The sequence below is a fragment of the Aliinostoc maniaoense genome (assembly GCF_058172895.1).
This window is the reverse complement of record NZ_CP187952.1, coordinates 5,231,434-5,253,502: the sequence shown is the minus strand read 5'-3', so window position 1 is coordinate 5,253,502 and position 22,069 is coordinate 5,231,434. Positions and strand designations below refer to the sequence as shown.

Sequence of the window (22,069 nt, the reverse complement as noted above, 5' to 3'; positions counted from 1 at the left end):
CTGACCATTGACTCTCAACAATGAACAGTTAATGACGACAAAAATTATTTATCAACTTAGCCGCCCATTAGCTTAGTACAATCAACAGCCAAAGCCAATAGACTATGACTGAAGTGCTTCAAATCGGTAATAGGAAAATCCAGGCTAGTGAAATTATTCCCTTACTCGCTAACTACCAACTGCTGCCGCAACTACTACGGGAATTAATTATTGACGAGGCAATAACACCTATAGACTGCAATCCTGAAGAAATTACCCAAGCTAAACAGCGTTTTTATGCTGAAAGACAGTTAACACAACCAGCCGATATTCAAGCATGGATGGCGCAACAAAGTTTGAGTACCGAACAATTAGATCATATTATTGCTCGTAAATTAAAACTAGAAAAATTTAAACAAGTTACTTGGGGTAACAAACTAGAATCGCATTTCTTTCAGTTGAAGGGAAAACTAGATAAAGTAATTTATTCTCTACTGCGGACTCAAGATACTGGACTAGCCCAAGAACTTTATTTCCGTCTGCAAGCAAAGGAACAATCCTTTGCAGACGTAGCACAGAAATACTCAAAAGGCCCAGAAGCTCAAACTGGGGGTCTGGTGGGGCCGGTAGAACTAAACACACTCCATCCCGCAATGGTACAATTACTGACTAATTGTCAACCAGGTCAAATTTCAACCCCAGCCCGCATTGCCGAGTGGTTAGTCATTGTCCGGGTCGAGAAATTTATCCCAGCCCAATTAGATGAACCCATGAAGGCACGACTTTTGAATGAATTGTTTGAAAGTTGGTTGCAGGAACAGCAAAAACAACTCGTAATTCCTAATTCGTAATGGACTAACGTCCCGCTCCGCTAACGTAATTAAGTAGAACGACTTGAAAAAACCAAACTATGTAAAGTAATGTAAAAAAAATGAATTTAGTTCGTAGTAAGGACTTTAGTCCTCTCTTAATTAAGGACTAAAGTCCTTACTACAAACCTTTAATTATTTACACCGTTCTACTTAGATCAAAGCGTAGGTGGGGTGTAGGAAAAAATTTTACACCATTCCCCATGCCCAATGCCCTATACCCAAAATTTTTGAATTTTGAATTTTGAATTTTGAATTGATTAGCCCCATTCCTATTGACTAAATTGCTGAGTATAAAACTTGGCATAGCGACGCTCAAGGGCTAATAATTCTTCATGAGTGCCTGATTCTACGATTTGTCCCCGTTCTAGTACTAAAATGCGATCGCATTTTCTGACTGTACTCAAGCGGTGGGCAATAATAAATACTGTGCGTTGCTGCATGAGTCTTTCTAAGGCTTGTTGTACTAAGGCTTCTGACTCAGAATCTAAGGCCGATGTGGCTTCATCTAAAATCAAGATTTTTGGGTTAAGTAATACAGCACGGGCAATAGCTATTCTCTGTCTTTGTCCCCCAGATAAATTTACGCCCCTCTCGCCTACCCAAGTTTGATAACCTTCTGGTAGTTGGGTAATAAATTGATGGGCGTTGGCAATTTTTGCGGCTTCGGCAACGGCTGCTAAATCATAAGACTGTTGTCCAAAGGCAATATTTTGGGCTACTGTCCCAGAAAACATGATGGTTTCTTGGGGAACTATGCCAATTTGTCGCCGCAAACTCTCTAAAGACACATCTCGAATATCTACACCATCAATTAAAATTTGACCATTGGTGGGGTCATAGAAACGGGGGAGAAGATTCACAAAGGTAGTTTTACCAGCACCAGACGCACCGACGAGAGCGATCGCTTCCCCTGGCATCACTAATAAGTTAATATCTTTTAAAATGGCTTCCCCTGGCTGATAAGCAAAACTAATATGAGAGTATTCGACTTTGCCCTGAATTGGTGGTAAATTCATCGCCTTGGGTTTTTCTATTACCGTTGGCTGCATCGCCATCAGTTCAAAAATGCGGTCTACAGAGGCTTCCCCTTGCTTAAATTCGTTGTAATTGTTGGTGACATGACCAATGGGGTCAATTAATAACCCGGCTGCGGCTAAGTAACTAAAAAATTCCGCTACTGTTAAATTGCGTTGTTGAATTTGCCATGCTCCCACCAAAATTAAAGATAAAGCACTCAAGGCCTCCAAAAATCCGATAATCGGAATCTGCACCGCTTTGAGACGTTCGGCTGAGTACTTGGCTTGAAAACTGCGTTCTGCTTCCTGGCTAAATCTGGCAACTTCGTACTTTTCTGCGGCAAAAGCTCGTACTAGACGAATACCGCTAAAAACTTCCGTGAGAATTGCTGATAAATCTGATACGCGCTTTTGGCTTTTAAGGGCATATTTACGTAAACGCTCACCAAACCAACCAATTAACACCCCCATCAATGGCGCAACTATCACCGTCGCTAAGGTGAGTTGCCAATTGAGGTAAATCATATAGATAGGGATAGCTATCAACTGCAAAACGCAGGGGAGAAAGTCGTGAAACAGTTTATTAATTACTTCTCCGATGCGGTCAATATCTTCGGTGAGACGGTAAGATAAATCACCAGCCTTAGCAGTTGCAAAATAGCTTAAATCTAACCTTTGTAAATGGGTGTATATTTGCTTGCGGAGATAGAAAGCGACTCTTAAAGCGGCTTTTGACATATAAATGTCTTGCACAGACTGAAAAACACCCCGTACCAGAAACACCAAAGCCAAAATTGCGGCTAATTGTGCGATCGCTATGACATTACCTTGACCAAAAGGATCAGCTAACTTTCCCGCAAAATTAATTAACGTTAAAGTCGCCAGCACATATCCCAAAATGCCGACTAAACCCTTAATAATATTCTGCCACTGGGGTCTAATATAGGGCAGCAGTTGCCAGTAATTAGAGCGAGTTTTCAAGCTGTCACATCCACAAATATATTCTCCATTGTTAGACGCTACCAGCTTTTGGGTAGTTTCTCACACTGAATTTAGCAAAGGTAGGGTGTAGGGTATTGGGGTGTAGGGGTGTAGGGGTGTAGGGGTGTACGGGAAGATATTAAACACTTGGTTCAAGCACCCGGATTTATCCGTGGGGTATTTAATTTTGAATTTTGAATTTTGAATTTTGAATTAGAGCAAAGCGACTTGGCTGCTGTATTTGGAAATTATCAAGTACTTAAAATAACTGTTTTTCAGAAATGCTCATGTTATTTGTAGAGCAACCGCTTCACTTATCAGTGAAACCTGAAAAATGGATGATAATAATCAGTCTCTTCAACCAATTCGTAAACCTAAAACTTTCAATAATCATGAGCGTTTCATTGAAGGATGGTATTGGGTAATACCTGCTAAAAATTTGCTTGTAGGTGATGTAAAACCTATGACAATTTTAGGCAGAAAAATAGTAATTTATCGTGGTGAAGATAGACAACCTGTAATTGTTGATGCCTACTGTCCACATATGGGTGCTGATTTGGCACAAGGTAAAGTAGAAGGTAATAATATCCGTTGTGCTTTTCACCACTGGCAGTTTAATAATCAGGGAATATGTGTAGAAATTCCTTGTTTAGAAGAACCTCTCCCCTTAAAATTAAAAACTTGGCCTACGGTAGAAAAATATGGCTTAATCTGGGTTTGGACTGGTGAAAGTCCTAGGCAACCTATACCTTTTGTCCCAGAATTAGAGTTTCATGAGTGTGAAAGTGTTCTTGGTTCTCGGTTATTAATGAACTGTCACCCTCACATAGTCATGATTAATTCCATTGACGTGCAACACTTTCTTACTGTGCATAAACTACCGTTAGATATTAAATTTGAAAGACAGGAATTAAGTCAAAATGCGATTATTTTTACTAAGCATAACCACAACCCTCAAAATGAGGGATTGTTGAAATTACTGCGTCCTTTGCATGAAAATAGTCTTTATAGTATTTCCTATTGGTATGGCAGCACTTTCACAATTACTGTAGGGCCAGCTTTTCTGCATTTATATATTATGTTGACGATACGGATGCTTGATGATGGAAAATCTCAGATTCAGACTATATTTTTAACTAAGAAACGGCAGGGATTTGGGGGTTGGTTATACAATCGCTTTGTTTTGTGGTTGACTCAGATATTGATTCAGCAATTTATCGAGGATGATGCTGAAATTTTGCAGAGAATTAACTTTGATTTAAAGACTCCCATCAAAGCAGATGTATCTATTATGCAGTTAATAAGCCACATAGAACGACAAAAACCCTTGCGATGGAAGACGTGGTTATTAGCGCGATCGCCTGAAGCTGAAATGAAGGAAAATCAAGAAAAATGGCGAGATGCTATGACTAATGATTAAGCGGGAGTATGGAGTAGCTTTTGTGGATTTCTACCAGTTTAAAAAAGAATGCTGAATTTGCGTTCTCATCCACTTAGCAGTAAGTTAGCTGAATTTGATGTGAGTTTTGTAACTAGTTAGGGAAAAATATTCTTAGCTTATCCCGAACTCAGGTTAAAATATCCAGGAAATAACTCCATCATGGTTCAGACATCTTCGAGCAATAATCAAATAGAATCCTTAGAATTACCCATAGAGCGTGATCAGTTTTTGCGCTCTATCATTCGAGAATTGGCTGGAACTTTACAGGATGTCGTTGGTATTGAAGAGGCAGCAGGTTTTTTAAATGTAGTTGGCTATCGAACAGGTCAGCACGTCAATGAGCTGTATCATAATGCTTTGCAAGTATCAAACCTTTCTCGTGAGCAGGTAACTGCGGTTCTGGTAGATTGGAAACGCCGGATTCAAGGTGATTTTTACGTAATTGAAGAAAGCGATGAAAAAATCGTTTTAGGGAATCGCAAATGTCCCTTTGCAGAAGAGGTAGAAGGGCGCGAAGCCATGTGTGTGATGACATCTAATATCTTTGGCGCGATCGCAGCTGACAATCTCGGCTATGCTAGGGTCGAGTTACAAGACACAATCGCCAGAGGCGCACAGGAATGCAAAGTCGTGATTTATCTCAAACCTAATGAAGCATTCCATGAGTTTACAGGACAAGAATACTTCAAACTAGACTAGCAGTAACAAGCGGGATATTTGTTGACCATACTTTCTCCCTGGAATCTGTCCCAGTTGCAGTTGATTCTGAAAACATGACCGTTAGTGTTCTAGCAAATATCCTGCTTCAATATTTCAATATTTCAAAATCATGATACCTGATCAATTTTTAATATTTACCCAGGTTTTACCAGACCCTCTACTGCTAGTCACGAGCGCAGGTGAAATTTTAGCAGTTAATCATGCTGCTGCGAGACTTTTTAAGAAAACCAGTAAAGCCATGATTGGTCAGGATCTCAGGGAATTTGTTACTGATTTTCCAGAGAAAGTGAGTGACTATCTTCAAGCTTGCTCCCGCAGTCGTCAAATGATTTTGGGAGCTTTCACCATTCATCAAGCCGAGGGAGAAGGAATTGCTTGTCGTATTCAAGGTGCTGTCATCCAACCGCGCTCGCCAGAAAGTCCAGCTATTAATTTACTTCGCTTAGAAAAGCGAACGAATAATCAATTTGTTGTACTTAACCAAAAAATTCATGCACTGAGTCAAGAAATTCAACAACGCCAACGTATTCAGGTAGAACTAGCGCAATCGAATGAAACCCTGAAACAAACTATGATGAAACTTCAAAATGCGTTGCAAGTTGTCCAAACAGAAAAGATGTTTGGGTTAGGACAGTTAGTTGCCGGAATTGCCCATGAAATTAATAATCCGATTAGCTTTATTCATGGGAATCTGAATCATGCTAGTGAATACTATGATCATTTAATCAAACTAATTCATCTTTACCAGCAAGAATATCCCCATCCTAGCCAACTAATTCAGCAGGAAATTGAATCTCTAGAGCTTGATTTTCTCGAACAAGATATTAAGAAATTGCTCCAGTCAATGTTAACAGGTTGCCAACGTATTGCTGAGATGGTGAAATCTTTGCGAAACTTCTCTCGATTAGACGAAGCAACATTCAAGCCAGTTGATATTCATGAAGGTTTAGAAGCAACATTAATGATTTTACAAAGTCGCCTCAACTTTAACACTCAGCATTCTGGTATTGAAGTAATTAAAGAATATGGCGAATTGCCTTTGGTTGATTGTTCTCCTGGGCAACTTAATCAAGTATTTATGAATCTCCTGAATAATGCGATTGATGCTTTAGAAGAAGCTGAAAAATTGCGATGTTCTCTAACCGACAGCAAGTCATCCCCAGCAGCAAATCAAAATCATTCTAGTCGGATCTGGATTCGCACAGAGAAATTAGGCGATCGCAAAATTGCTATTCACATCAAGGATAACGGTAACGGAATACCTAGCCAGATTCAGCATCAAATATTTAATCCCTTCTTCAGCACCAAGCCTATCGGTAAAGGAACAGGATTAGGATTATCAATTAGTTACCAAATCATTGAGAGCCATAATGGTAAAATTAGCGTGATATCTGATCCAGGTTGGGGAACTGAATTTAGCATTGAGTTACCGATTGGGTAGCTGTCAAAGTCAATTTGCTTCTTTAGTAGCAGACATAGCATTATTTCTTGGTTCTAAATCTTTGATGGTTGGTGCGTGTATCAGTTGACCTTGATCACTCAAACGAGAATTATCTAAACCGGGAGCGTGGTAAGCTAGAATCCACTTCTAGTTGGTGGTGCGGCTCAAATAAAAAGAAGTGGCAAAGCCACTTCACATTTCCCAGGTAGAACCTAATCATGAGTATATCGACTAAAGAAAATTAAAATCGTATAAATTGACACCAATTATTTTGAGATTTTGGCTTGTCTAGTTCTTGAGGTTTATCTGTGTAGGTTGCATTGTATCCACGTTATGCAGTTCGCCTTGGGGTGTTCTCTGAGTGGACAAACTCATAGCAATCCTAAAGCTTTGAGACTGCGGCGAGTCACTTCAATACGCGCCGGAAGTTGCTCATTATTACGTATATCAATATTGGTAGCAAAGAAATATACATTATTGTTTTGTTCTAAATATCCGACAAACCAGCCAATATTAGGGCTGAGACTGGTTGCCCAACCTGTTTTGCCTCGTAGTATGTAGTTTGGGGTGCGTTCGTAAATCATGATGTCTTGCACTAAATCTAAAGTACGTTGTGAGAAGGGCAAATCTTGGCGGTGAAGACGTTGGAGAAAATCAATTTGTTGTCTGGGTGTAATTTGCAACGGCCCTGCTAACCAAAATCGGTCAATTTGCTCAGGTGTGCCAATGTTACGGTTGCCATAGTTGGCTTGCTGGATGAATTGCTGCATCCGTTGATAACCAATTTTTCGAGCCAGCACTTGATAAAACCATACTGTAGAATTTTTGAAGGCTTGGCGGATATTGGTGTCTTGATTCCAGGTTGGGAAGTCGCGCTGAATACCATCCCAAGTCAAAATAGCTACGTCATTGGGAATTACGCCAGTTTCTAAGGCAACAAGAGAGTTGAAAATTTTAAAAGTGGAAGCGGGAAGAAAGGCTTGTGAGTTGCGCCAGGGGTTATGTTGATAAAAGTTTTTGTTGTTGCGATCGTAAATTAGAATAGAACCTTGAACACCCAGTTGATTAAATGAACGTCCGAGGTCAACATTCATAGTCACTGTAGGCTTCTGAGGTGTCTGAGAGTGTGCAGATACATCTGGTAAAATGCTGATTGTTAAATATGTTACTAATGCACCAATAGCAGTGATCATTAGGCGTTTTTGTCGGTTTTCAGGCATAACTATAGGATTACTACTTGATTCTTGAACAGATACGTAGATACGTAGGGGAGGCAAATTGCAGTGTGGATTTTCCTCCTGCAATATTGCCGTTGTGTTAGCAGCGAGATTACAACACCTAGCACCAAGGCCATCGGTGTGTTAGGCGTAAGCCGTAACGCACCCTACATATACTTAAATTTTTTCAGAAATCAAATCTCATTCCTATATCTTTTGTTGATTACACTGGAAAATCAAACAAGGAACACCGTGAACAGGGTGTAGGGTGTAGGGTGTAGTCAACCCCATACTTAAAAGTATATCTTTGCATGAAATTCCTATTATTTCGTTCCAGTTGTGTCACCCACCCATCCAAGCGATAGGTGTTTTAATGAAAAATGGAGGTAGATAAATGATTCAATCGCTACCAATTACTATTAACGTTGACCAGTTTCTAGACTGGTATCCTGCTAATTCAACGCAGTTTCGTTACGAACTGCATAATGGATTTATCAAGCAAATGCCGCCACCAACAGGAGATCATGAATTACTGATCGCGTTTTTGATCAAGCAAATTTTGCTGGAGTGCGCCCGTCTTTCAAAACCCTATGATATTCCTAAAATGGGGTTTGTTCAATCATCTGAAGGTGAATCTGCTTTCTTACCGGACTTACTGTTATTGAATAGCCTCAATTTAGTCAATGAGCCTTTGTGGAGAAGTAAATCAACAGTTAGTCAACCGTCATCAATTCCATTAGTTATAGAGGTTGTCAGCACAAACTGGCGCGATGATTACTTTACCAAGCTTGGTCAGTACGAGGCTATCGGTATTCCCGAATACTGGATTGTAGACTATGCGGCTTTGGGTGGTAGAAAATTTATTGGCAATCCTAAACAAGCAACTATCTCAATTTACTCGTTATTTGAAGGGGAATACCAAGTTAAGCAGTACCGAAATGGCGATCGCATCGAATCGTTAACTTTTCCAGACTTAGCTCTGACTGCTGAACAAATTTTTGCATCGGCCAATCCACAGTCCTAGTACAAGAAGGACATAATTGCTCTTAAGGGCATGGCTAACTGATTTTTCTGTTCCCTGTTTCCCTAACTCTGTTCCCTCTCTCAACGACTGAATTTAATTTTGTCCAACTACAGATATGTATCATCATCAATTGATTAATCGACGATCTTTTCTTGTCAGTATTGGTGGCTTGGCAGTTTCGCAGTTGTTAATTGGGTGCAGTAACAACAAGCAAGCAAAACTGAATGTGCAGCTATTGAAAGATTCTATTCCTGGTCAAGTAGTTGATAAATTTCGCAAGAATTTGCAACAACAGGTAGAAATGAAGTTTTCGCCAGTGTCGCAAATTGCAGATGCTTTTAAGCAATTGCAAACTTGGCAGCAGCAACCCCAGAATAAACAAGATAGTTGGTGGAGTCGGTTGATACCATTTAGACAATCCCAGAGTGCTGAGTTAGCTAACTTGATGACATTGGGGGATTATTGGCTACAAACGGCAATTGCACAGCAATTAATTCAACCAATAGAATTATCCCAGTTAAAAAATTGGTCGAGTTTAGATGCTAGATGGCAACAATTAGTAACACGCAATGATCAAGGTTTTTTAGATCCCCAAGGCAAAGTTTGGGCTGCGCCTTACCGTTGGGGTAGTACAGTCATTGTCTATAATCGGGAGAAGTTTAAAGGATTAGGATGGCAACCAGAGGATTGGAGTGATTTGTGGCGGGAAGAAATGCGATCGCATTTTTCTTTACTCAACCAACCTAGAGAAGTGATTGGTTTAGTTCTCAAGAAGCTAGGTAAATCCTACAACACTGAAAATCTCGATGCGGTGCCAGAATTGGCAGCAGAACTCCAAGCTTTAAACCAACAAGTAAAATTCTACAGTTCTAATACTTACCTAGAACCTTTAATTATTGGGGACACTTGGTTAGCGGTGGGTTGGTCAAGTGATATAGTACCAATTTTAAGTCGTTATCCACAATTGAGCATGGTGATTCCCCGTTCTGGAACAGCTATTTGGGCTGATGTGTGGGTGAGTCCCAAGGGTGCAGGGAAGGAGAATTTATCATCGCAATGGATTGATTTTTGTTGGCAACCAAATATTGCTAAACAAATAAGTTTACAGACTAAAAGTAATTCTCCAATTGTTAAAGATATTCCGGCTTCTGATATTGAGGGAGCATTTGCTAGTTTGTTACTAAATAATAGTGAAATTTTTAGTAAAAGTGAATTTCTGCTGCCTTTATCACCAGAAAATCATAAAAAGTATGAAACTTTATTTGCTAAAATTAAAGGCTCGTAGTAAGAACTTTAGTTCTCCAAAAAGGACTAAAGTCCTTACTACAAACCTTTAAGGGTTTGCACCTAATTTATACTGAACGTTCATTTGGATGTTACAGGGATTAGGATTAGTCTGAAAGTTACAGGTATAGGTTGCTAATAAATCACCTTGATAATTAAAAACCCGCAGATTATAATTGTCCTTCCTGGCTGTGTTGCCTAAACGATTCACAAATTCATAACGTTCTAGATAATCTAACAAAGTCCAAATTTGTTGATTAACTACTAGGTCTACTCTACTGGGTTCTGTGGTAGTAGCTGGATATGCTATCCAATTATCTAATAATTTGTTCTCGGAAATTTCTTGCGCTAACCATAAGCTAGGAGTCGTTAACCCTGTTAATTTAATGGTGTTCGCTGTCACTACATCGCCTTTGGGGTTATTTAGTAATTCTAGGTTGAGAGGTGCATCAGAAAATTTGGGAATTATTGCAGTTTCAGCTATTGAGGGTGCATTTGATAACAGAAAAACAGGGCTGAGAGTTATGGTTAGTAATGATAGTAATTTGTATTTCAGCATAAATAAACTCACTAGTATTTGAGTTAAATTTTCATAGCTATGATCCGAATCCGGTGGTAGTCTATTATCCAAGTGCCTTCGTGATCAACTGGCGATGGGCTGCATTGTAACTTAGGCGATCGCAGAGTGTTTTTTACTTGATGAATAACTTGGGTTTTCTGTTGGGAAGATAGCCCAACAAAGAAGTTATCGGCAAACATCTGTATCCAGTTTGCTAAACCTGCTTCTGTGTCTGATAGGGGAGTAGGACGGTGAAATAAGGTGGCATAAATCACATTAAATCCCTGTGCTTCTAATATGTTAACGTATTCCCCTATACTTGGAAAGTACCAAGGGTTAAGGGTTTGTGGTTGAGAAATACCAATGTCAACTAAAGCGGCATATAAAGCGGTGATGATGGCTTGAATATTGCCTTTACCGCCAAATTCAGCTACAAATCGTCCTCCTGGTTTGAGTGCTTGATATATGCAGTTGATAGCGGCGGCTGGCGGTTGAATCCAATGGAGTGCAGCATTAGAAAAGACAGCATCTAATGGCTGTTCTACTACAAAATTCCGGGCATCAGCAACAGCAAAACTGAGATAGGGATAGTTCTGTCTAGCTTTTTCAATCATCGTCACTGCGCTATCAATTCCCTGCACTTCCGCCCCCGACTCGGCAATTTTGGCTGTGAGTTGTCCAGTTCCACAACCCAAATCTAAAATTAATTCTTTTGGCTGGGGATTGAGTAATTGTAGTAATTCTTCCCCGTATTTCCAAACAAAGTTGTGCTGATTTTCATACAATACTGCATCCCAAGAGTTTGGGAAATGCACATAATTATTCATGATGTTGTTAATTTTTTGGTGACTGCTTAATCATCAGATTAAAAAAGATTTTTAATAATGTCCAATATGTTTTTATGCTATTAGTAAGACTTAAAATATATGAGTTGCTGTCAAAGATGGAATTGCGACACCTGCGGTATTTTGTCACCGTGGCGGAAGAACTGCACTTTGGCAGGGCAGCAGAAAAATTGCACATTGCCCAACCTCCCCTAAGTCAACAAATTCGCCAACTCGAAACAGAATTAGGTTTTGAATTATTTCACCGTACAAAACGAAATGTGCAGTTAACGGAAGCAGGGCAGATATTTTTAGCGGAAGTGCAGCAAATTATGAAGCAGTTGCACCAAGCTATTCAATTAGGAAAACAAACCCATCGGGGTGAACTCGGACAGTTAGTGGTTGGTTTTGTCAGTTCAGCAGCGTATAATATTTTGCCTAATATTCTGCGGTGTTTTCGTAAGCAAGTGCCTGGTGTAAGCTTGGATTTGCATGAGTTGACTACAGATCAGCAGTTAGAATGGTTGCGATCGCATCGGCTAGATGTAGGATTTATACGTCCCCCAGTGGAGGAAGTGACATTTAGCTGGGAGACAATTTTTCAAGAGTCCCTGATGGTTGCATTGCCTGCAAATCATCCGTTAGCAAACCAATCTAATGTTAATTTAACTTCTCTGGCGCATGAACATTTTATTTTATTCCCCAGAAGTTTAGCACCTGCACTTTATGATGCAATTATTAGTTTGTGTCAGCAAGCTGGTTTTAGTCCTCATGTTGCCCAAGAAGCAATTCAGATGCAAACTATTGTGAGTTTAGTCGCTGCGGAAATGGGAGTGGCAATTGTACCGGCTTCTTTACAAAATTTGCAACGGGTTGGGGTAGTGTATCAAAATATTCATCAGCCGATACCACCAGTGGGGATGGGTTGCCCCTCAGCTTCAGCGATCGCTATCATTTGGCGTAAAAATGATACATCCCAAACTATACATAAGTTTTTGGAGATTGTTCGGGAAGTTCATTAGTCCGTAAAACTTCTAATTCATCGGGATTAGTGATAACTTTACCCAATAACTCACTAAAGTAGATAATTTCGTAATGGGGTGCAAGTTCTTTTTGTAATTGCTTCCACAACTTAATTCCTTCTTCCTCAAAAGCTGCTTCAGCCTCCGCACTCAAGTCTGGTGAGTTAGCAGGATCTTCCCAATTTAATGTTGCATTATAATCGTTAGCCCATTTTTCTAAACGGTCTATAGTTTGTTGACTGAGTGGAAGGATTTCAGGGGCAATATCACCAGCCTGATCAGAACTAGCCCACCATAATGGATAACATCCATAATCAGCCATGAGTTTGATTTTTTCTACCATAGTCATGAGTATTAAGTAATGAGTAATAAGTAGTGAGTAATAAGTAGTGAGTAATATAGCATTTTCTACTCTGGTGAGGTACAAATCTTTGCGTACCTCTGCGCTTTACTTTGCGCCCCTTTGCGTTTCAAAATATTGTCTGTACCTCACTTAACTCGTAGAGAAGGGGAAAAATTAATAACACTATATTTCATGATTATAAACATAAAAATAGTGGTAAATAATGACTTACATTCTTTACCACCATCAGTTTCTCAATTAATATCAGAAACTAAGCTCCGACTGCTTCTTTGGCGGCGTATAGTACCTCAGCAGAGATATCTTTAATACCGCGATCGCGGGCGAATTTTTCGGTATTTCGCTTCACTTTACCGCGCACAAAACCAGGAATTTTATTCAATTCTGCTAAACCATCTTTTGTCCAATTCAAATCAGATTCCGCAGAAATTCCTTTAGTAATAACTTCCTTGGTATCGTGTCCACCAAATATTTCTAATAGATGATCTTCCATTCCTAATGTAAAGGAATTGTAGATTAAATCTGTAATTTGATTTGTCCCTTCATAGCCTAAAAATGGTTTATATCCTATGGGGAAATTTTGTACATGAATAGGTGCAGCAATTACGCCGCAGGGAATATCCAACCGTTTCCCAACGTGGCGTTCCATTTGTGTGCCAAAGATGGCGGAGGGTTCAACACGAGCGATCGCATCCCCAATTGCGCCATGATCTTCTGTAATCAGCACTTCATCACAATATTCGCTGACTTGCTCCCGAAACCAATCGGCATCATATTTGCAGTATGTTCCCGCCCACACAACATGAATCCCCATTTCCCGTGACAAAATCTTGGTGATGGCGGCGGCGTGGGTGCTGTCACCAAAGACAACGGCTTTTTTACCAGTTAAGTTTTGACAGTCGATGGAACGGGAGAACCAAGCGGCTTGAGATACATACAGGGTTTGCTCGTTGATGTATTCTTCATAATCAACGTTTGCACCTTGCTCGTTAATTATCTGCTGAATTTTACGGATACATCTAGCAGTTTCTACAACACCCATCGGGGTGATATCTACGTAAGGTGTACCAAATTCTGCTTGTAGATAATTAGCCGCCATTAAACCTAGTTCCCGATAAGGGACAAGGTTAAACCAAGCTCTAGGTAAGTTCTTCAATTCATGAACTGACGCACCTTCAGGAATGACGGCGTTTACCTCGATTCCCAAATCAGCCATCAACTTTTTGAGTTCTGTACAGTCGTGGTTATTGTGGAAACCGAGGGTAGAAATCCCGATGATGTTAACGGAGGGTTTTTCGGTTTTACTCGTGGGGAGTTCGCCTTTTTTACGGGCTTTCTCAATGTAGAATTGTACGATTTGGTGGAGAGTGCGATCGCCTGCTTGCAGTTCGTTGACGCGGTAGTGATTTACATCCGCTAGCATCACGTCGCCTTTAGCTTCTATCTGCGCCCGTTCGACAAAGTTACTGAGGTCTTCTTGTAAAATACTAGAGGTGCAGGTAGGAGTTAAGACAATTAAATCTGGGTGTTCCTCTGCATCTTTGCGGGTGATGTTATCAACCACCTTTTCTTGAGAACCACGCGCCAATACATTACGGTCAACTACACTAGCTGTAACTGGGGTAAAATCCCTTTCCCGTGAGAGCATGGAGCGCATGACGTTAAAGTAATCATCGCCTAAAGGCGCGTGCATAATAGCGTGGACGTTTTTAAAAGAGCTAGCAATTCGCAGAGTACCAATGTGTGCTGGGCCTGCATACATCCAGTAAGCCAATTTCATTAATATATTCTCCTAAATGGGGATTGGGGACAAATCAATTCAAAATTCAAAATTCAAAATTTTTTAGTTTTGCCTTTTGCCTTTTGCCTTTTTCGGATTGTCCCAAAACTGTCAGCTTTGATGAAGTGGGGTGTTTGGAGGGTTTTTGATGTGGCGATCGCTCAAAACTACTTCCTGATTATGATTCAGGTTTCACTTAAAACGACTTCATAGGTTTTAAATTACATGAATCTTAAAGTTCAGCAAATTTTGTTATCAATTTTGATTGTGCTTTCTACTTGGATTTAATTTGATGCTTTGAGTATTGTTTTATATCAAGTTCGGATAATTAGTTATAATTCTCTGACCTGTGCAGAAACAAAAAACTCTTTCTTCCCCCTGCCCCCTTGCAGTCTTAATTATGAGTCTTTAACCGAACACGATATTAGTCCCCTTGCGGGGAAAAGGTGTATGAAGGGAAAGTGCGATCGCTTTAGGTTGAGATTATGTTAGGATTTTCGCAAAAAGTATTGAGATGATATTGCGTTGGTTTGGTATTTTTTTAATAGTATTAAGTAATTCTATTTTATTAAGTGTATTTGCGGTGGTTAAACCTAGCCAAAGCCAAACACCTCAGTTGCATAATCAAATTCCTACCAAACAATTGGAAATCGTTAGAAATCGGGCTGATTTAATTCGTCTTCATGGTCAAAAAGTCGAACTGATTGGGCGTTACACTGCACAAACTTGGAAACCTGACCCAAGATTTACAGGGATTGATAATTTTCAAGGCGTGTATATTAAGTCACAGATTGAGCTTGAGGACGGAACGCTGGTGAGTGTGTTCCCATCGTGGAATAAACAGTCTTTGCGATCGCCTGATGAGGCAGAGCGTTATCATCAGCGTATGGTGGCTGCAATTGGTGTCATACAGTTTGCAGCCAAACCCTATCCCAATTCCCCCACCAGCGAATCTTTCATTAACTTGGTGCAACTGTGGCTACACACCGGAATGTGAAGATAAGTAGAACGGTGTAAATAATTAAAGGTTTGTAGTAAGGACTTTAGTCCTTATGAGAGGACTAAAGTCCTTACTACGAACTAAATGCAATTTTTTTTACATTACTTTACATGGTTTGTTTTTTTTCAAGTCGTTCTACTTACCCTAGTTATTAAATGTTTAAATCCCGTAAGGCTAACCGAATTTGTTCTAAACGTCTGCGGTTGACACCAAGATCAGATTCCCCTACACGGGAGGCAGAACGCATATGAATGACTGACTCATTAGGAGGAAAGTAAAATTCTACATCATCCACAAATTTGAAGATGCGGCTTTTAGAAATGGCATAGATGTAATTTTCTTTTTCTTCTAAAACTTCGGTACGGGGAACAACTTGTAGAACTTGGAGTAAGGTTTTGCGTGCTGTGTCACGATCTACATGATAGGGGATAGGATCAATAGCGTGTTTAGCATCAGCATCTTGACTGACGACACAGTTATCTGTCACCGGACACCCACTCAAATGGCCTAACTGAACTCCTAAGTCAGAATGGTTAGCCCAAGTGGGGGCAGGAAGTAGGAAAATACTAGTTAAAGTCAGGAAGATTACACAAGTAATATTGCACAGTAGTTGTTTTGTCCAAGCCGGTGAGAGACGGAACATGATCGGTTTACTCCTCAAAGTTTGAATACTATGCCATTATTTTCCGTTATTTCCCGTTGCTTTTGCCAGTTTCGGTTTCACCAGACACTTTATCAACCCAGTGGATTTAAGACTTAGAATTTTGATACCAAGTTTTCAGCCACTGTTTCATTTGATTAATCTCTGTATTTTGACTTTTGATAATTGCTTGCGCCAAATTTTTAATTTCAGGACGCTGGGACTTTTTCAAGGCATCTTCAGCCATAACAACTGCTGCTTCATGATGGGGAATCATCGCATTCATAAAGCGGCTGTCAAATTCTGCATCAGCCGCGCCTAAATCTATACTCATCATCATGGCTTTGATTTGCTCAGACGACATTGCCATTGTGTGACCCATTTTGGCATCATAAGCCATTGGCTGATCACTTGCTTTGGGATACCAATTTATTCGCCACTGTTTCATCTCGTTAATTTCTTGCTTCTGGGCTTTGATGATAGCAGTTGCTAGTTGTTTGAGTTCCGGGCGGGTGGATTTTTGTAGCAATTCCTCAGCCATCTCTAATGCCCCTTGATGATGGGGAATCATTGCGTCAATGAATCGTAAATCATAGTCAGCATCGGCTGGGCCTAAATCCATTGCCATGTTATGATTCATGCCACCATGATTTGTGTGTTGGTTATTGCTGGTATTTGTAGTGGTAGCATTGGATTCTGGATTTGAGTTTTGGGAATTAGCGGTAGTACAACCTGTCAGCACAACCAAGCTAAAAGCCAAAACACCTGTTTTCCAAGTTAAGAATCTCATAAATATTATTTTCCAAATAGTTAGGCAAGTTAGCCAACAGCTATGATAGTTCAACTATTCAGCTTGACTAATAAAAATGAAATCACAATGAAATTGAGTTGATGGGATTTTGTCAATGATCAAATCATCTCATTTATAGCCCAATACCGTTCAGTTAGGGCTACTAGTGTAGGTTGGGTTGACGCAAGGAAACCCAACAACAACATCTATGTTGAGTGAGTTTTCGAGATCAATGTTGGGTTGCGCTGCGCTTAACCCAACCTTGTATATTGAGAGAAGTAGTAGACCCAACATCTACAGGCTTTTGTTGGGTTTCGCTATCGCTCTACCCAACCTACATTTCTACATTTCTTCTTAACTGAACCGTATTGATTTATAGCCTAGGATCTACAGGTTCGCTTTCCAATGCTAGAATCCCGAACACACATTCATGGACACGGCGTAAAGGCGCATGACTCACAAATCTCTCCAATGCTTCCACACCTAAAGCAAATTCGCGCATAGCTAGGGAACGTTTCAGAGATAAACCCCGTTGACGCAGACGTTGCAAATTATCCACGGCTGAATATTCAGCCCCGTAGATAATTCGCAGATATTCCTGTCCGCGACATTTCACCGCAGGCTGGATAATTCCCCGACTACCTTTAACGATGAATTGCATAGGTTTAACTACCATCCCCTCACCCCCGGCTTGTGTCATTTCTGACCACCAATGCACCCCCTCAGCTTGGCTACTGGGGTCTGTTAAATCAATGACTTTGTAATTAGTAGCTAGAAGTAAAGCGGGGTCTGAGTCAGAGATTTTGGCGGCTTGTTCCATGTGCCAACGATGGTCTTTATCGGTGTGAACTTGTCCCTCAGTGGCTAGAATATGGAAGGGTGCAACTTTTAAATCTGCAATATCGTCAACTTGCCAACAATAGCGACGGTAAGCAGTGACATACTGACTCGCCATCTCTGCGCGTTCTTGGTAGTGCGTGAGTAGGGTAGTGACATCTAAATTGCGAGTATTAGCCTGTTTTAATAAAGTTACGGCATCATTTAAAGCGAGGTGTGATGCAACTCCCACAGGCGCGTATTGTCCCCGTAGTAAACCTTGAGCTTTAGCTGACCAGGGCATTAATTCACAGTCTAAACACACCCAATCTGTATTAAACTGTTCCCAAAAGTTACTTGCAGTTAAAGCATGATTTACCCTTGCTAAGACTCGCGCTTCTAATTCTAAGTCATCAAAAAAGCGTCTTCCGGTACGGGTGTAGCAAATTCCCATGCCTTCATCTACTACCCCAAATCTTTTTTCGGCGGCGGCAATATCTCGACAAACCACCACAATTACCCGTGAACCCATGTGTTTTTCTTCACAGATAACCTCTGTAATTCCTTGGTTTTGGTAGTAGGCGAAGGCTTGGGTGGGGTGTTCCAAGTAACCAGGGATGGAAGATGTCTCCGGTGGGGACATGGTAGGCGGTAGATAAATCAACCATTTGGGGTTAGCTGCAAACCGACTCATGATTTCTAAAGCTGCGATCGCATTTTCTGCCCGAATGGTAATATTCGACTGTAGTTGGGTATTAATAATCCGCTTACCCAACACATCCTCAATATTCAGCACATCATCTAATTCTTGCTGTGCTGTCCGAGTGACGCTATTGTATCCCAAAGGTTTTTTTGATTCACGGTAAACACGCGCCGCCGCTACACTCACCAATTCTTGTTCAGGATAGCGTAAAGCGGTTAATTTCCCACCATAAACACAACCTGTATCAATATCAATCGTATTATTCAACCATTCCGCTTCCGGTACAGGGGTATGTCCATAGACTACCATAGCCTCCCCCCGATAATCTCCCGCCCAATTGTAACGCACAGGCAAACCAAACTCATCAATCTCACCTGTCGTTTCCCCATACATAGCAAATTCCCGCACCGCACCAGAACCGCGTCCTTGCATTTCCGCTTTCATCCCAGCGTGAGCCACCACCAAGCGTCCATCATCCAAGACATAATGACTGATGAGAGAATCTAAAAATTTCGCCAGTTCTTGGCTAAAAGGTTCACGCACCGCATCAGGTAAGGCTTCAATTTCATCAACGCTTTGCTGTAAACCATGAGTTATCTTGACATTTTTACCTCGTAATTTCCGCAAAAACTTGTGTTCATGATTACCACAAACACACAAACCTGTCCCGGCTGCAACCATATTCCGCACTAACTTAACTGTATCCAAAATGCGGGGGCCACGGTCAACCAAATCACCGAGAAATACAGCCTTACGTCCTTCTGGGTGATAATAGGTGGGGAAATTCCAGAAGGACTGGGGACTGGGGATTGGGTATTGGGGATTGGGGATTGGGTATTGGGGATTGGGTATTGGGGTTAAATCTCCTGTGCTTCCTTGTCTCCCTTGCTCCCTGCCCCCCTGCTCCCTGCCCCCCTGCTCCCTGCCCTCCTGTCTCCTCACGTAGCCTAACTGTTGTAGTAACGCTTCTAATTCATCACAACAACCATGAATATCACCGATGATATCAAAGGGGCCGTGTTCGTGTTTTTTGTTATTCCATAAAGGTTGAATTTCGATTTCGACAGATGCGATTTCCTCAACAGATTTCAGCGTATAGACGTAGCGGAAACCCTCCTTTTCTAAACTGTGCAGAGAACGCCGTAACATTTGAGTGTGACGACGCACAACATGAGAACCGAAATTGCGATCGCTTCTTTTTTGATTTCTTTCATGACATAATGCTTCTGGTAAATCAAAAACTATCGCCACAGCAAAACAATGATATTGTTTCGCCATTTGCAGTAAAACCTTACGGTCTTCCCCCTGCACATTAGTAGCATCAATCACAGTCAACCTACCTGCGGCTAACCGTTTAGCTGCAATATAATGCAGCACATCAAAAGCATCCCCAGAAGCCGACTGATTATTTTCATCATTAGAAACCAACCCCCGACAAAAATCAGAAGACAACACCTCAAAACCCTGAAAATGCTGACGTGCAAAAGTCGATTTCCCCGCACCAGAAGCACCAATCAAAACCACCAAAGATAACTCAGGAATAGTAATTTTCATAGTCAATAGTCAATAGTCAATAGTCAATAGTTTCTCTCTTCATCTCTCTCTGCGCCTCTGCGCCTCTGCGTGAGCCATTAAAAATTATCACTAAACACAGCCATTTGAGTAGGTGAACCAACTATTGAATCCACCTCTCCTATAGCTTCAAACCGCACCGCATAACCAAACTTTGCTACTATCTTATTAGCCCAATTTTGAAACTGCGATCGCGTCCATTCAAAACGATGGTCTTTATGTCGCAATTTCCCCGCAGGCAGAGTTTCAAATTTCACATTATATTCAATATTTGGCGTTGTTACTATCACCGTCTTGGGTTTAGCGAACTCAAACAAAACTCGCTCAAATGACCCCAAACGCGGTAAATCCAAATGCTCAATTACCTCAATGACAGTCGCCGCATCGTAACCAGAAAAGCGTTTATCTTGATAAGTCAATGCGCTCTGAATTAATTGTAATCTTTCCCACTGATTGCGGGGAAGTCTTAATCTATCTAACCTTTCTTGAGCAATTTCTAACGACCTATAGGAAACATCCACACCTGTAACTTGCTCAAAAAATCCATCTTTCAAGAGCAATTTTAATAAATTTCCTTGACCACAACCTAAATCAATTATACGCCTAGCATTACGTTCTTTCAAAGCAGTAACTACCGCATTGATACGCTGCTGATTTAAACTAATTGGCTTTTCTACCGCCGCCTCTTCCTCAGCGTGAGTTTCTTCTGTACTATCAGGATCAGGATTATCTTCTTCTACTAACTGTGCTAAAGCTTGACGCGTCAAACGATGTTGACGTTTTAAATAACGTCTAGTGATTTGTTCCTTAGCTGGATGTTGTGACAACCAACCCTCACCGTGACGTAATAATTTCTCAATTTCTTCTTCCCCCACCCAATAATGTTTATCATCATCCAGTACGGGAATTAAAACATAGAGATGACTTAATAAATCGCTGACTGTGAGAGTATTTTGTAATTCCACAGTGAAATATTTACTCTCTCCCCACTCTGGGAATTTTTCATCTAAAAGATGACCTGTAGCTTTGACAGTGTAACCCAAAGGCTCAAACAATTCTCTTAAGAAACCTTCACCACCACGACAGGGTAATACAGATATTTTGACTAACAAAGGTATAGGAGTTTGGGCTAATTCTGGTCTATCTTTACTGCGTCCACCCAAAGCCGTGCTGAATACTTGTGCGATCGCTACACTCATAAAAGATGATGCCACATAAGGGCGATCATTCACATACTGTTCTAAACTTGCACTCCTCCCCCGTACCAATTTTACCGGGTCAACATCTAATAACAACGCCGCCGTACAGCGATCGCTATTTGCTTCCGGGTAAAATACGTGCGCCTGTCCAAAACTCAGCGCAAAGGACTGACAACGCTCTGGGTGTTTATGGAGTAAGTAGCCTAACTCCGTCGCTGGGGAGTAAGTGGTGGTGATAGTCAGCAGCATTCACTAGTCTGGAAATATGCGAATAGTTAATAAATACCGCTTTAGCGTAAGCGATTACGGAAAATTCGTCACTCATCATTTAACTGGATAGTATAACTAAAATGCGTATATAAACAAGACTGAAGCGAGCAAAAGAGCATTACGCAGTGAACTACAAACAGCAGCAAAAGGACGAAAAAAATGACTCAGGAAATTCAAGTGCAAGCAAGTAGTGGCAATGTTTTTGCTGATTTAGGTCTAGCAAATTCTGACGAATTACTGATGAAAGCAGAACTTGCTCGTAAGATTAGCAGCATCATCATACAGCAAAAGATGACGCAAATTGAAGCCGCAGAATTATTAGGAATCGACCAGCCAAAAGTATCTGCACTCATCAACGGCAAGTTATCAGGCTTTTCTACAGAAAGACTATTCCGCTTCTTAAATGCTTTAGGTCGGGATGTAGAAATTGTAGTGAAAACTAAGTCTGAATCGCAAGCACAAACACGGGTAATTACGATTTGAAAGTATTTGACAGGCGCGATCGCTTTTATCTTACTATTGCTGTACATAGCATAAAAGATTGGGGTATGATACTTG

General features: G+C 40.8%; 19 protein-coding genes. 9 read left to right on the top strand and 10 right to left on the bottom strand.

Annotation, left to right across the window (positions count from 1 at the left end):
* Positions 1–104 precede the first annotated feature (104 nt).
* Positions 105–830: a peptidylprolyl isomerase gene (locus tag ACPZ3T_RS22820; RefSeq protein ID WP_490271741.1), complete on the top strand. Its 726-nt coding sequence runs from the start codon at positions 105–107 to the stop codon at positions 828–830.
* 290 nt (positions 831–1,120) lie between these two features.
* Here the strand turns inward: ACPZ3T_RS22820 and ACPZ3T_RS22815 are convergent, their stop codons facing one another.
* A complete protein-coding gene (locus tag ACPZ3T_RS22815; RefSeq protein ID WP_490271740.1) occupies positions 1,121–2,848 on the bottom strand; it encodes an ABC transporter ATP-binding protein in 1,728 nt (575 codons plus the stop codon).
* Positions 2,849–3,182: 334 nt separating this feature from the next.
* Between ACPZ3T_RS22815 and ACPZ3T_RS22810 the strand changes: the two genes are divergently transcribed.
* The 3 genes from ACPZ3T_RS22810 (at position 3,183) to ACPZ3T_RS22800 (ending at position 6,450) form a co-directional block, all read left to right on the top strand.
* Positions 3,183–4,268, top strand: a complete 1,086-nt coding sequence (locus ACPZ3T_RS22810) for an aromatic ring-hydroxylating dioxygenase subunit alpha (RefSeq protein WP_490271739.1) — start codon at positions 3,183–3,185, stop codon at positions 4,266–4,268.
* Between the two features lie 180 nt (positions 4,269–4,448).
* Positions 4,449–4,988 (top strand): methanogen output domain 1-containing protein, encoded by a 540-nt coding sequence (locus tag ACPZ3T_RS22805; protein WP_490271738.1) that lies wholly within the window; start codon positions 4,449–4,451, stop codon positions 4,986–4,988.
* 130 nt (positions 4,989–5,118) lie between these two features.
* Complete coding sequence (locus tag ACPZ3T_RS22800) at positions 5,119–6,450, top strand: sensor histidine kinase (protein ID WP_490271737.1); 1,332 nt, start codon at positions 5,119–5,121, stop codon at positions 6,448–6,450.
* A gap of 371 nt (positions 6,451–6,821) precedes the next feature.
* On the opposite strand, the gene blaOXA is transcribed toward ACPZ3T_RS22800, so the two are convergent.
* Complete coding sequence (blaOXA, locus tag ACPZ3T_RS22795) at positions 6,822–7,670, bottom strand: class D beta-lactamase (RefSeq protein ID WP_490271736.1); 849 nt, start codon at positions 7,668–7,670, stop codon at positions 6,822–6,824.
* A 391-nt stretch (positions 7,671–8,061) separates the two neighbouring features.
* Between blaOXA and ACPZ3T_RS22790 the strand changes: the two genes are divergently transcribed.
* Positions 8,062–8,691: a Uma2 family endonuclease gene (locus ACPZ3T_RS22790; protein WP_490271735.1), complete on the top strand. Its 630-nt coding sequence runs from the start codon at positions 8,062–8,064 to the stop codon at positions 8,689–8,691.
* 133 nt (positions 8,692–8,824) lie between these two features.
* Complete coding sequence (locus ACPZ3T_RS22785) at positions 8,825–9,976, top strand: extracellular solute-binding protein (protein ID WP_490277336.1); 1,152 nt, start codon at positions 8,825–8,827, stop codon at positions 9,974–9,976.
* Between the two features lie 48 nt (positions 9,977–10,024).
* On the opposite strand, the gene ACPZ3T_RS22780 is transcribed toward ACPZ3T_RS22785, so the two are convergent.
* Entirely contained in the window at positions 10,025–10,534 is a 510-nt protein-coding gene (locus ACPZ3T_RS22780) for a hypothetical protein (RefSeq protein WP_490271734.1), read from the bottom strand.
* 23 nt (positions 10,535–10,557) lie between these two features.
* Positions 10,558–11,361: a class I SAM-dependent methyltransferase gene (locus ACPZ3T_RS22775; RefSeq protein WP_490271733.1), complete on the bottom strand. Its 804-nt coding sequence runs from the start codon at positions 11,359–11,361 to the stop codon at positions 10,558–10,560.
* 116 nt (positions 11,362–11,477) lie between these two features.
* Here ACPZ3T_RS22775 and ACPZ3T_RS22770 point away from each other — a divergent pair, with 116 nt between their 5' ends.
* Entirely contained in the window at positions 11,478–12,380 is a 903-nt protein-coding gene (locus tag ACPZ3T_RS22770) for a LysR family transcriptional regulator (RefSeq protein ID WP_490271732.1), read from the top strand.
* Here ACPZ3T_RS22770 and ACPZ3T_RS22765 read toward each other — a convergent pair.
* Together ACPZ3T_RS22765 and bchB are read right to left on the bottom strand one after the other, a co-directional pair.
* The gene (locus ACPZ3T_RS22765) at positions 12,340–12,729 is read right to left on the bottom strand and encodes a hypothetical protein (RefSeq protein WP_490271731.1); all 390 of its coding nucleotides are present in this window, start codon (positions 12,727–12,729) and stop codon (positions 12,340–12,342) included. The two genes, ACPZ3T_RS22770 and ACPZ3T_RS22765, sit on opposite strands and share 41 nt — an antisense overlap.
* Before the next feature lie 265 nt (positions 12,730–12,994).
* A complete protein-coding gene (gene bchB / locus ACPZ3T_RS22760) occupies positions 12,995–14,521 on the bottom strand; it encodes a ferredoxin:protochlorophyllide reductase (ATP-dependent) subunit B (RefSeq protein WP_490271730.1) in 1,527 nt (508 codons plus the stop codon).
* 514 nt (positions 14,522–15,035) lie between these two features.
* Between bchB and ACPZ3T_RS22755 the strand changes: the two genes are divergently transcribed.
* Positions 15,036–15,518, top strand: a complete 483-nt coding sequence (locus ACPZ3T_RS22755; protein WP_490271729.1) for a hypothetical protein — start codon at positions 15,036–15,038, stop codon at positions 15,516–15,518.
* Positions 15,519–15,672: 154 nt separating this feature from the next.
* Here ACPZ3T_RS22755 and ACPZ3T_RS22750 read toward each other — a convergent pair whose 3' ends face one another.
* The 4 genes from ACPZ3T_RS22750 to ACPZ3T_RS22735 form a co-directional block, all read right to left on the bottom strand.
* The gene (locus ACPZ3T_RS22750) at positions 15,673–16,164 is read right to left on the bottom strand and encodes a DUF1499 domain-containing protein (RefSeq protein WP_490271728.1); all 492 of its coding nucleotides are present in this window, start codon (positions 16,162–16,164) and stop codon (positions 15,673–15,675) included.
* A gap of 106 nt (positions 16,165–16,270) precedes the next feature.
* A complete protein-coding gene (locus ACPZ3T_RS22745) occupies positions 16,271–16,951 on the bottom strand; it encodes a DUF305 domain-containing protein (RefSeq protein ID WP_490271727.1) in 681 nt (226 codons plus the stop codon).
* A 373-nt stretch (positions 16,952–17,324) separates the two neighbouring features.
* A complete protein-coding gene (locus tag ACPZ3T_RS22740) occupies positions 17,325–20,024 on the bottom strand; it encodes a polynucleotide kinase-phosphatase (protein WP_490271726.1) in 2,700 nt (899 codons plus the stop codon).
* Between the two features lie 77 nt (positions 20,025–20,101).
* Positions 20,102–21,490: a 3' terminal RNA ribose 2'-O-methyltransferase Hen1 gene (locus ACPZ3T_RS22735; RefSeq protein ID WP_490271725.1), complete on the bottom strand. Its 1,389-nt coding sequence runs from the start codon at positions 21,488–21,490 to the stop codon at positions 20,102–20,104.
* 180 nt (positions 21,491–21,670) lie between these two features.
* Here ACPZ3T_RS22735 and ACPZ3T_RS22730 point away from each other — a divergent pair, with 180 nt between their 5' ends.
* Positions 21,671–21,994 (top strand): helix-turn-helix domain-containing protein, encoded by a 324-nt coding sequence (locus ACPZ3T_RS22730; protein ID WP_490271724.1) that lies wholly within the window; start codon positions 21,671–21,673, stop codon positions 21,992–21,994.
* Positions 21,995–22,069 lie beyond the last annotated feature (75 nt).